Raw genomic sequence first — 9,491 nt, 5'->3', positions numbered from 1 at the left:
GCGGCGTAAAAGCGGCGCCATCCAAAACCAACGAGCGGCTCCAAGATGACCGACGCCTCCCGGGCCCCGCGCGAGCGGCCCATGTCGCCCCACCTCTCGGTCTGGCGCTGGCACATCACCATGCTGACCTCGATCCTGCACCGGGCGACCGGCGTGGCGCTCTACGTCGGCGCCCTGATCGGCGCGGCGTGGGCGGTGTCGCTGGCCAGCGGGCCGGAGGCCTATTCGACCTTCCAGGGCCTGCTCGGCTCGCCGCTCGGCCTCGTGGTGATGTTCGGCCTGACCTGGTCGGTGTTCTATCACCTGGCGAACGGCATCCGGCACGTGGTCTGGGACCTCGGTCACGGGCTCGACGTGAAGAGCGCCAACGCCAGCGCGGTGCTGGTCATCGCCTTCGCCTGCGCCGCTACCCTGGCCGTCTGGGCCATCGCCTTCATGACCGGAGCGCTCTGATGGCCAGCTATCGCACCCCCCTGTCCCGGGCCCGCGGCCTCGGCGCCGCCGGCCACGGCGTCGGCGTGTGGATCGGCGAGCGAGTCGGCGGCATCGCCCTCGTGCCGCTGACGCTGTGGGGCGTGTTCGGCGTCCTGCGCCTGGCGGCCAACGACTACGCCTTCGCGGTCGCCTGGATCGGCAATCCCGTCAACGCCACCCTGATGGTCCTGCTGCTGGGCGTCAGCTTCTGGCACATGCACGACGGTCTGCGGGTGATCGTCGAGGACTATGTCCACACGACCCTTGGCAAGGCCGGCGCCCTGCTGGCCAACCTGTTCGTCTGCGGCCTCGGCGGCGCGCTGGCGGTGTTCTCCATCCTGAAAGTCGCCTTCGGCGGCGGAGCCTACTGACGCATGTCGGCCTACCAATTCATCGACCACAAGTTCGACGTCGTCGTCGTCGGGGCGGGCGGCTCGGGTCTTCGCGCCGCGCTCGGCTGCGCCCAGGCCGGCCTGAAGACGGCCTGCATCACCAAGGTGTTTCCGACCCGCTCGCACACCGTGGCGGCGCAGGGCGGCATCTCGGCCAGCCTCGGCAACATGGGCGAGGACGACTGGCGCTGGCACATGTACGACACCGTCAAGGGGTCGGACTGGCTGGGCGACCAGGACGCCATCGAATACCTCTGCCGCAACGCGCCGGCGGCGGTCTATGAGCTGGAGCACTGGGGCGTCCCGTTCAGCCGCACGGCCGACGGCAAGATCTACCAGCGCGCCTTCGGCGGCATGACCCGCAATTACGGCGAGGCGCCGATCCAGCGCACCTGCGCGGCGGCCGACCGCACCGGCCACGCCATGCTGCACACCATGTACGGCCAGAGCCTGGCGCACGAGACCGAGTTCTTCATCGAGTACTTCGCCCTCGACCTGATCATGGACGAGGGCGTGTGCCGCGGCGTGACGGCGTGGAAGCTCGACGACGGCACCCTGCACCGCTTCCAGGCGCAGCTCGTCATCCTGGCGACCGGCGGATACGGCCGCGCCTACTTCTCGGCGACCAGCGCCCACACCTGCACGGGGGACGGCGGCGGCATGGCCCTACGCGCCGGCCTGCCGCTGCAGGACATGGAGTTCGTCCAGTTCCACCCGACCGGCATCTACGGCTCAGGCTGCCTGATCACCGAGGGCGCCCGCGGCGAGGGCGGCTACCTGACCAACTCCGAGGGCGAGCGGTTCATGGAGCGCTATGCGCCGACCGTGAAGGACCTCGCGCCCCGCGACATGGTCAGCCGGGCGATGACCATGGAGATCCGCGAGGGCCGTGGCGTCGGTCCGAAGAAGGACCACATCTTCCTGCACCTCGACCACCTGGACCCGAAGATCCTGGCCGAGCGCCTGCCGGGCATCTCGGAGAGCGCCAAGATCTTCGCCGGCGTCGACGTCACCAAGGAGCCGATCCCGGTGCTGCCGACGGTGCACTACAATATGGGCGGCATCCCGACGAACTTCTACTCGGAGGTCGTCACCAAGGCCGGCAAGAACCCCGATCAGGTGGTGCCCGGCCTGATGGCCGTCGGCGAGGCCGCCTGCGTCAGCGTCCACGGCGCCAACCGCCTCGGCTCCAACAGCCTGATCGACCTCGTGGTGTTCGGCCGCTCGGCGGCCCTGCGCGCGGCCGACACGATCAAGGCCGGCGCGGCCCAGCCGGAGCTGAAGCCGCAGCACACCGAGAGCCACCTCGCCCGTTTCGATCGCCTGCGCACCGCGTCCGGCGGCACGACCACGGCGGAGCTGCGGCTCGAGATGCAACGAGCCATGCAGGAAGACGCCGCCGTCTATCGGACGAGCGACGCCCTCGCCAGCGGCGTGCGGCGGATGATCGAGGTCAACGCCAAGCGGCCGGACCTCAAGGTCGCCGACCGCTCGATGATCTGGAACACCGACCTGATGGAGACCCTGGAGCTCGACAACCTGATCGGCCAGGCGGTCGTCACGGTGGTCGGGGCCCACAACCGCACCGAAAGCCGCGGCGCCCACGCGCACGAGGACTTCCCGGAGCGCGACGACAAGACGTGGATGAAGCACACCCTGGCCTGGTTCGACGACGCCACGGGCAGGACGACCATCGACTACCGGCCGGTCCACGACTTCACCATGACCGACGAAATCAAGCCGTTCCCGCCCAAGGCGCGGGTCTACTGACCGGGCCGGCCGTGGCTTTGCGCGACACAGACGCCGATTGGCGGACGCTGGGCGAGACCCAGCCTTACTGGGCCGTGCTCAGCCACCCGGATTACCGGACCGAGAGCCTGACCCCGGCGCGGATCGAGGCCTTCTACCAGTCCGGCCGCGACTACATCGGCCAGGTGCTGGACTGGCTTGAGGACGCGACCGGTTCGCGCCCGGCCGGACCGGCGCTCGACTTCGGCTGCGGCGTCGGCCGCCTGACGGAGGCCATGGCCGAACATGTGTCGTCGGTCACCGGCGTCGACGTGTCTCCCGGCATGCTGGAGCTGGCGCGTGGGCGCGGCGGCCGGGCGGTCTACATCGAGGCGCTGCCCGAAGGCCGGTTCGACTGGATCAACTCGTTCATCGTCTTCCAGCACATCCCGCCGGCGCGGGGACTGGAGCTGATCGACGTGCTGCTGGCGCGGCTTGCGCCCGGTGGGTTCGTCAGCCTGCAGGTCACGACCTGGTTCGAAGATCGCCACCAGCCGCCGGAATCGGCGCCGCGCCGCGACCTGTTCGGCCGCCGCAAGCCGGCGCCGGACTGGCGCCTGGCGCACGAGACCGGCTCGATCTTCATGTATACCTACGACCTTTCCGAGGTCGTTCGCCGGCTCAACCTCGCCGGCCTCGACGAGCTGAAACTCGTCCACACCGATCACGACGGCCACCACGGCGTCATCATTCTCGGCCGGCAGGCCACGCAGCCGCGTCACGCTTAGGGCACGCACACCATGGTCCAGCTCACCCTTCCCAAGAACTCGAAGGTCACGCCCAAGGGGAAGCACTACCCCGCGCCGGCCGACGCCGCGAAGGTCAAGACCTTCAAGATCTATCGCTACGACCCGGACAGCGGCGAGAACCCGCGATGGGACACCTACGACGTCGATGTCAGCCAGTGCGGGCCGATGGTCTTGGACGTGCTGATCCACATCAAGAACACCGTCGACCCGACGCTCACCTTCCGGCGCTCCTGTCGCGAGGGGATCTGCGGTTCGTGCGCGATGAACATCGACGGGCGCAACACGCTGGCGTGCATCCATGGCCACGAGGACTGCTCGGGCTCGAAGGTGCCGATCAGCCCCCTGCCGCACATGCCGGTGGTCAAGGACCTGGTGCCGGACCTGACGCTGTTCTACGCCCAGTACGCCTCGATCGAGCCCTGGCTGCAAACCGAGACGCCGGAGCCGCGCACCGAGTGGAAGCAGAGCCCTGAGGACCGCGAGAAGCTGGACGGCCTCTATGAGTGCATCCTGTGCGCCTGCTGCTCGACCAGCTGCCCGAGCTACTGGTGGAACCAGGAGAAGTACCTCGGCCCGGCCGCCCTGCTGCACGCCTACCGCTGGATCATCGACTCCCGCGACGAGTCGACCGGCGAGCGGCTGGACGACCTCGAAGACCCGTTCAAGCTCTATCGCTGCCACACGATCATGAACTGCGCCCAGGTCTGCCCGAAGGGCCTGAACCCCGCCAAGGCCATCGCCGAGGTCAAGAAGATGCTGGCCGAGCGGGTCAGCTAGGCCGCGCGGGCGCCGTAGGGAAGCCCCGATGAGCCAGGGCCAGGTGGTGATCGTCGGCGCCGGCCACGCCGGCGGCACGGCGGCGGCGTTGCTGCGCCAGTACGGCCACGAAGGCCCGATCGTGCTGGTCGGCGAAGAGCCGATCGCGCCCTACCAGCGGCCACCGCTGTCGAAGGCCTGGCTGAAGGGCGAGGCGGACGCGGACTCGCTGGCCTTGCGGCCGGTGGAGTTCTACGGCGAGCACGGCATCGACTTCCGGCCCAACGTGCGGGCCGAGCGGCTGGAGCGCAGCGCCCGGCGGGTTCACCTGTCGGACGGCTCGAGCCTCGCCTACGACACCCTGATCCTGGCCACCGGCGCGCGGGCGCTTTCCTTGCCGATCCCGGGGGCGGACCTCGCGGGCGTCACCAGCCTGCGGACCGCGGCGGACGCCGAGGCGCTGAAAGAGGCCCTGGCGCCGGGCAAGCGGCTGGCGGTGGTCGGCGGCGGCTACATCGGCCTGGAGGTGGCGGCGTCCGGCCGGGCGCTGGGCGCCGAGGTCGTGGTGCTGGAGCGCGAGCCGCGGCTGCTGGCGCGGGTGGCGTGCGAGGCGCTGTCGGACTTCTTCCAGGGCTATCACGAGAAGAACGGCGTCCGTTTCGAGCTCGGCTGCAGCGTCAGCGGCTTCGAGGGCGCTGACGGCCGCGTCACCGGCGTCCGCCTGGCCGACGGCCGGGTGCTGGACTGCGATGTGGCGGTGGTCGGCGTCGGGGCGGCGCCGAACGATGAGCTGGCGGCCGATTGCGGCCTGGAAACGGCGCGCGGCGTGGTCGTCGACCTCAACGCCCGCACCTCCGACCCCGACATTTTCGCCATCGGCGACGTCGCCCACCGGCCGATGCCGATCTACGACCGCATGTTCCGGATGGAGAGCGTCCCCAACGCCCTGGAGCAGGCCAAGCAGGCGGCGAGCGCCATCACCGGCCGTCCCGCGCCGACCGGGGAATGCCCCTGGCAGTGGTCGGACCAGTACGACCTGAAACTGCAGATCGCCGGCTACGCCTTCGACGTCGACGAGGTGCTGGTGCGCGGCGATCCGGCCAGCGGAAGGTTCGCCGTCTTCCACCTGAAGGGCGATCTCGTGCAGGCGGTCGAGGCGATCAACGCCCCGCCCGAGTTCATGATGGGTAAGCAGCTCATCCTCGCCCGCCGGCCGGTCGACAAGGCCCGGCTTGCAGACCCGTCGGTTTCCATGAAAGAGGTCGCCGCCTGATCGGCGAGCGCAGCGTATGGCCAAAATCACCTACATCGAACACGACGGGACCGAGCATACGGTCGAGGTGCGGCCGGGCCTGTCGGTGATGGAAGGCGCGATCAAGAACAACGTGCCGGGCATCGACGCCGACTGCGGCGGCGCCTGCGCCTGCGCCACCTGCCACGTCTATGTCGACGAAGCCTGGCGCGAGGCGACGGGGACCCAGTCGGCGATGGAGGAATCCATGCTGGACTTCGCCGAAGGCGTCGAGGCCAACAGCCGGCTGTCCTGTCAGATCCGCGTCACCGACGCGCTGGACGGTCTGATCGTCCGCATGCCGGAGAGCCAGCACTAGCAACCAGGTTCGCGGGGGCGGGCGCTTTTCAACTCAAGGAGGCGAAAGATGATCCGCAAGGCCAATGCTGTCTGGACAGGCGCCGGCAAGGACGGGGCCGGAAAGCTCACCTCGCCGTCGGGCGTGCTCGCCGAGACCCCTTACGGCTTCAAGAGCCGCTTCGAGGAAGGTCCGGGCACGAACCCGGAGGAGTTGATCGCCGCGGCCCACGCCGGCTGCTTCTCCATGGCCCTGGCGTTCGGTCTGCAGGCCGCCGGCTTCACCGCCGAGGAAATCCGCACCGAGGCGGCCGTCAGCCTCGAGGCGGAGGGCCAGGGCTTCCGCATCACCCGCTCGGCCCTGACGCTGAACGCCAAGATCCCGGGGATCGACGACGCGAAGTTCCGGGAGATCGCCGAGGGGGCCGAGAAGAACTGCCCGGTCTCCAAGTTGCTCAACGCCGAGATCACCCTCGACGCGACGCTGGAAGGCTGAGGATAGAAAAGAGCCGGCGCGAGGTCTCCCTCGGCCGGCCCGTTGCCTGTCCTCTGCTTCGCGGGGAAGACTGGACTCTCGCCTCAAGCCGCCGCCTTCCAGTGGGGCTCGAGCACGACGTGGTGCGGGCAGGGGGCGACGGCGCCTTGCGGCAGGCCGGCGATCTCGTTGGCGAAGCCGTGGTTGACGTCGCGGTGGTGGGCCTCGTCGGCGCGGACCACCTCGACGACGTCGCGCAGAGTGGCGGTCGCCGGCAGGTTCCAGTAGCGCAGGGCGATGGCCGGGGCGGCGACGTTCTCCGAGCGGCCCTCGTCGATCTCGGCGAGGTAGTGGGTGTAGCTGATCACCGCCTCTTCCTCGAAGTAGCCGACGACGCGGTGGGCGGTCTTCGGGCTGGCCAGGTAGAGGCCGAAGAAGAACAGGTAGAACACCCATTGGGCGGCGACGACGACGAAGCGCTCGAAAGCGGTGGGCTTGGCGACCTCGATGAAGGTCATCAGGTGCATCCGCTCGTTCTCGGCCTCGTCCATCAGGGTCTTGATCCAGCCTCGGTCGTCCTGCATGCGGCGCAGGCACTTGAGGTGGTTGAGGGTCGCGCCGACCATGCCCGGAACGGCGGCGACGGTCTCCAGCACCACGGCCCGGTGGCCGTAGCGCTTGGCGAAGAAGGTGTCGGCGCAGAAGCGCAAGGCCTTCACGAAGCCGAACGCGATCCGGTCCGAGACGCCGGCGGGGCGATGGTGGACCGAAAGGTCGACAAGGGGGGCGGTCATCGGTGAACTCCTTTGGCTGAGCGCCCTCGTTGCGGGCTCCAGCGATGGCCGACGATTTAGATTCGGCGGCCGCCCGGCGAAATTGGGAGTTGTCCGTACGTGACATCCCGTAGGGTGGGTCCGGCGCGCGCCGCTAAGAAGGGACCGATGCCGTTTCGAATAGCGCCTCCGGCCACGGCCCTGGCCCGACACCTCGGCGGCGCGACCATCGCCTTTGCCGCCGCCGCCGCCGGCCTCGCGCTGCGGCTGGCGCTGGCGCCGGTGCTCGACGACCGGGCGGTGTTCCTGTTCTTCGTGCCGGCGGTCGTGCTGGCCTCCGCCTATGCCGGCCTTTGGGCGGGCGCCTACGCGACGATGATCGGCATCGCCGGCGGGGTCTACGCCGCCTCGCGCGGGGCGCCGCTGGAGGCCGGCGACGTGGTCAGCGCCGGCGTGTTTGGCGTGGTCTGCGCCACCATCGTCACTGGCGGCGAGTGGTTCCAGCGGGCACGGGCTGAGGCGCTGGCGGTCAACCGCGACCTCGCCGAGCGGCAGGCGCACCTGAGGTCGATCCTCGACACCGTGCCGGACGCGATGATCGTCATCGACGAGGCCGGGACCGTGGGTTCGTTCTCCCCCGCCGCCGAGCGGACCTTCGGCTGGCGGGCCGAGGAGGTCATCGGCCGCAATGTCGCCATGCTGATGCCGGAGCCCGACCGCGGCGCCCATGACGCCTACCTCGGCCGCTACTACGAGACCGGCGAACGGCGGATCATCGGCCGCGAGCGCGTGGTGACCGGCGAGCGCCGCGACGGGACGCCGTTCCCCATGGAGCTGGCGGTTGGGGAAGTGCGCACCGAGCGGGGCCGGTTCTTCACCGGCTTCGTCCGCGACCTGACCGAGCGTCAGGCGGCTGAGGCGCGGGTCCAGGCGTTGCAGAGCGAGCTCGTCCACATCTCCCGCGTCACGGCGATGGGCGAGATGGCGTCCGCCCTGGCGCACGAACTGAACCAGCCGCTGGCGGCGATCGGCGCCTATCTGAAGGGCTCGACGCGGATGCTGGCGCAGCCCTCGCCGGACCCTGCTCGGCTGAGCGAGGCGCTGACCAAGGCCGCCGAGCAGGCGCTGCGGGCCGGCGAGATCATCCGCCGTCTGCGCGAGTTCGCCGCGCGCGGCGAGACCGAGCGGCGCATCGAGAGCCTGCGCTCGATCGTCGAGGAGGCCGCCGCCCTGGCCCTGGTGGGCGCCCAGGAGACCGGCGTCGTCGCCACCTTCCGCTACGACCCCTCCATCGACCAGGTGATGGCTGACCGGGTGCAGATCCAGCAGGTGGTGCTGAACCTGATCCGCAACGCCATCGACGCCATGAGCGGCCCCGGTTCGGAGACGACGCCCGGCGGCCGGCGCGAGATCGCCGTGGCGGTTGAGCCGGACGGGCCGGGCATGGCCCAGGTGCGGGTCGCCGACACCGGCCCGGGGATCGATCCGGAGGTCGCGGCCCAGCTGTTCACCCCCTTCGTCACCACCAAGCGCGAGGGCATGGGGGTCGGCCTGTCGATCTCGCGCACCATCGTCGAGGCGCACGGCGGGCGCATCTGGGTCGAGCCGACGCCGGGCGGCGGCGCGACCTTCCGATTCACCGTAAGAACCGCCGGGGCGGAGGAGACTTCGAATGACTGAGGGCCGAACCAACGGCGGCGTGGTCCACGTGGTCGACGACGATCCGGCGCTGCGCGACGCGCTGGGCTTCCTGCTCGACACCGCCGGCTTCCAGGCGAAAGTCTACGACGGGCCGATGGCGTTGCTGGAGGCGCTGCCAAACCTCGCCGTCGGCTGCATCCTCACCGACGTGCGGATGCCGCAGATGAGCGGCCTCGACCTGATCCGCCGCCTGCGGGCGGAAGGGGTGACCCATCCGGTGATCGTCATGACGGGCCATGCCGACGTGCCCCTGGCCATCGAGGCGATGCGCCTCGGAGTGAGCGATTTCGTCGAGAAGCCTTTCGACGACGACCTGCTGGTCTCCGCAATAGAGCACGCGCTGAAGGCCGGCGTGGCCCGCAGCCAGCGGGAGGGCGAGCGCGCCGCCATTCTGGCGCGGATGGAGGCCCTGTCGGGGCGGGAGATGGAGGTCCTCCAGGGCCTGGTGGAGGGCAAGCCGAACAAGGTCATCGCCTTCGACCTCGGCATCAGCGCCCGGACCGTCGAGGTGCACCGGGCCCATGTGATGACCAAGATGAACGCCCGCAGCCTGTCGGACCTGGTGCGGATGAGCCTGGTGGCCGGGCCGGACCCGGCGGCTACGTAGACCCCCGTACGGACATAACCGAATTTCGGCCGCGCGGACCGGGGGCCATTCTCAGGCGACGTTCAACAGCGCCCAAGGGAGCCCGCCATGTCCGGCCAGCACGCCTATCTCGCCATGATCCTCGCCGCCTTCGCCACCTTCGTCGGCACCCTCGGCGGCGTCAGCGCCTATGCGTGGTTGAAGCGGGG

At 69.9% G+C, this 9,491-nt stretch carries 11 protein-coding genes; 10 read left to right on the top strand and 1 reads right to left on the bottom strand.

The features are described 5' to 3' along the window. Window positions 1-45: 45 nt before the first annotated feature. Genes sdhC through ACILRF_RS11735 form a run of 8 tightly spaced genes read left to right on the top strand, consistent with a single transcriptional unit; the run spans window position 46 to window position 6,243 of the window. Window positions 46-453 (top strand): succinate dehydrogenase, cytochrome b556 subunit, encoded by a 408-nt coding sequence (gene sdhC / locus ACILRF_RS11770; RefSeq protein ID WP_395673092.1) that lies wholly within the window; start codon window positions 46-48, stop codon window positions 451-453. Further along, window positions 453-845, top strand: coding sequence for a succinate dehydrogenase, hydrophobic membrane anchor protein (gene sdhD / locus ACILRF_RS11765; protein WP_395673090.1), 393 nt, complete (start codon window positions 453-455; stop codon window positions 843-845). The genes sdhC and sdhD overlap by 1 nt, the downstream gene beginning before the upstream one ends. Before the next feature lie 3 nt (window positions 846-848). Further along, complete coding sequence (gene sdhA / locus ACILRF_RS11760; protein ID WP_395673088.1) at window positions 849-2,636, top strand: succinate dehydrogenase flavoprotein subunit; 1,788 nt, start codon at window positions 849-851, stop codon at window positions 2,634-2,636. A 17-nt stretch (window positions 2,637-2,653) separates the two neighbouring features. Beyond that, complete coding sequence (locus ACILRF_RS11755) at window positions 2,654-3,382, top strand: class I SAM-dependent methyltransferase (protein ID WP_395673086.1); 729 nt, start codon at window positions 2,654-2,656, stop codon at window positions 3,380-3,382. A gap of 12 nt (window positions 3,383-3,394) precedes the next feature. After that, the gene (locus ACILRF_RS11750) at window positions 3,395-4,180 is read left to right on the top strand and encodes a succinate dehydrogenase iron-sulfur subunit (protein ID WP_395673084.1); all 786 of its coding nucleotides are present in this window, start codon (window positions 3,395-3,397) and stop codon (window positions 4,178-4,180) included. A gap of 28 nt (window positions 4,181-4,208) precedes the next feature. Continuing rightward, window positions 4,209-5,432: an NAD(P)/FAD-dependent oxidoreductase gene (locus ACILRF_RS11745; protein ID WP_395673082.1), complete on the top strand. Its 1,224-nt coding sequence runs from the start codon at window positions 4,209-4,211 to the stop codon at window positions 5,430-5,432. Window positions 5,433-5,448: 16 nt separating this feature from the next. Beyond that, window positions 5,449-5,769, top strand: a complete 321-nt coding sequence (locus ACILRF_RS11740; protein WP_395673080.1) for a 2Fe-2S iron-sulfur cluster-binding protein — start codon at window positions 5,449-5,451, stop codon at window positions 5,767-5,769. 48 nt (window positions 5,770-5,817) lie between these two features. Next, window positions 5,818-6,243: an OsmC family protein gene (locus ACILRF_RS11735; RefSeq protein WP_395673078.1), complete on the top strand. Its 426-nt coding sequence runs from the start codon at window positions 5,818-5,820 to the stop codon at window positions 6,241-6,243. 83 nt (window positions 6,244-6,326) lie between these two features. On the opposite strand, the gene ACILRF_RS11730 is transcribed toward ACILRF_RS11735, so the two are convergent. Next, window positions 6,327-7,016, bottom strand: coding sequence for an alternative oxidase (locus ACILRF_RS11730; protein WP_395673076.1), 690 nt, complete (start codon window positions 7,014-7,016; stop codon window positions 6,327-6,329). 147 nt (window positions 7,017-7,163) lie between these two features. Here ACILRF_RS11730 and ACILRF_RS11725 point away from each other — a divergent pair, with 147 nt between their 5' ends. After that, window positions 7,164-8,675, top strand: a complete 1,512-nt coding sequence (locus ACILRF_RS11725; RefSeq protein WP_395673074.1) for a nitrogen regulation protein NR(II) — start codon at window positions 7,164-7,166, stop codon at window positions 8,673-8,675. After that, window positions 8,668-9,303 (top strand): response regulator FixJ, encoded by a 636-nt coding sequence (gene fixJ, locus ACILRF_RS11720; protein ID WP_395673072.1) that lies wholly within the window; start codon window positions 8,668-8,670, stop codon window positions 9,301-9,303. Before ACILRF_RS11725 ends, fixJ begins: the two co-directional genes overlap by 8 nt. The last annotated feature ends 188 nt before the right edge of the window (window positions 9,304-9,491 follow it).

Source organism: Phenylobacterium sp. (genome assembly GCF_044236515.1).
In the GTDB taxonomy this organism is placed as follows: domain Bacteria; phylum Pseudomonadota; class Alphaproteobacteria; order Caulobacterales; family Caulobacteraceae; genus Phenylobacterium.
Note: the sequence above shows the minus strand (reverse complement) of the source record. Positions and strands in the feature narration are given on the sequence as shown.

What these genes read in the sequence shown, in the direction of transcription:
- sdhC (WP_395673092.1), top strand. Translation starts at nt 46, where the DNA reads ATGACCGACGCCTCCCGGGCCCCGCGCGAGCGGCCCATGTCGCCCCAC.
- sdhD (WP_395673090.1), top strand. Translation starts at nt 453, where the DNA reads ATGGCCAGCTATCGCACCCCCCTGTCCCGGGCCCGCGGCCTCGGCGCC.
- sdhA (WP_395673088.1), top strand. Translation starts at nt 849, where the DNA reads ATGTCGGCCTACCAATTCATCGACCACAAGTTCGACGTCGTCGTCGTC.
- ACILRF_RS11750 (WP_395673084.1), top strand. Translation starts at nt 3,395, where the DNA reads ATGGTCCAGCTCACCCTTCCCAAGAACTCGAAGGTCACGCCCAAGGGG.
- ACILRF_RS11745 (WP_395673082.1), top strand. Translation starts at nt 4,209, where the DNA reads ATGAGCCAGGGCCAGGTGGTGATCGTCGGCGCCGGCCACGCCGGCGGC.
- ACILRF_RS11740 (WP_395673080.1), top strand. Translation starts at nt 5,449, where the DNA reads ATGGCCAAAATCACCTACATCGAACACGACGGGACCGAGCATACGGTC.
- ACILRF_RS11735 (WP_395673078.1), top strand. Translation starts at nt 5,818, where the DNA reads ATGATCCGCAAGGCCAATGCTGTCTGGACAGGCGCCGGCAAGGACGGG.
- ACILRF_RS11730 (WP_395673076.1), bottom strand. Translation starts at nt 7,016, where the DNA reads ATGACCGCCCCCCTTGTCGACCTTTCGGTCCACCATCGCCCCGCCGGC.
- ACILRF_RS11725 (WP_395673074.1), top strand. Translation starts at nt 7,164, where the DNA reads ATGCCGTTTCGAATAGCGCCTCCGGCCACGGCCCTGGCCCGACACCTC.
- fixJ (WP_395673072.1), top strand. Translation starts at nt 8,668, where the DNA reads ATGACTGAGGGCCGAACCAACGGCGGCGTGGTCCACGTGGTCGACGAC.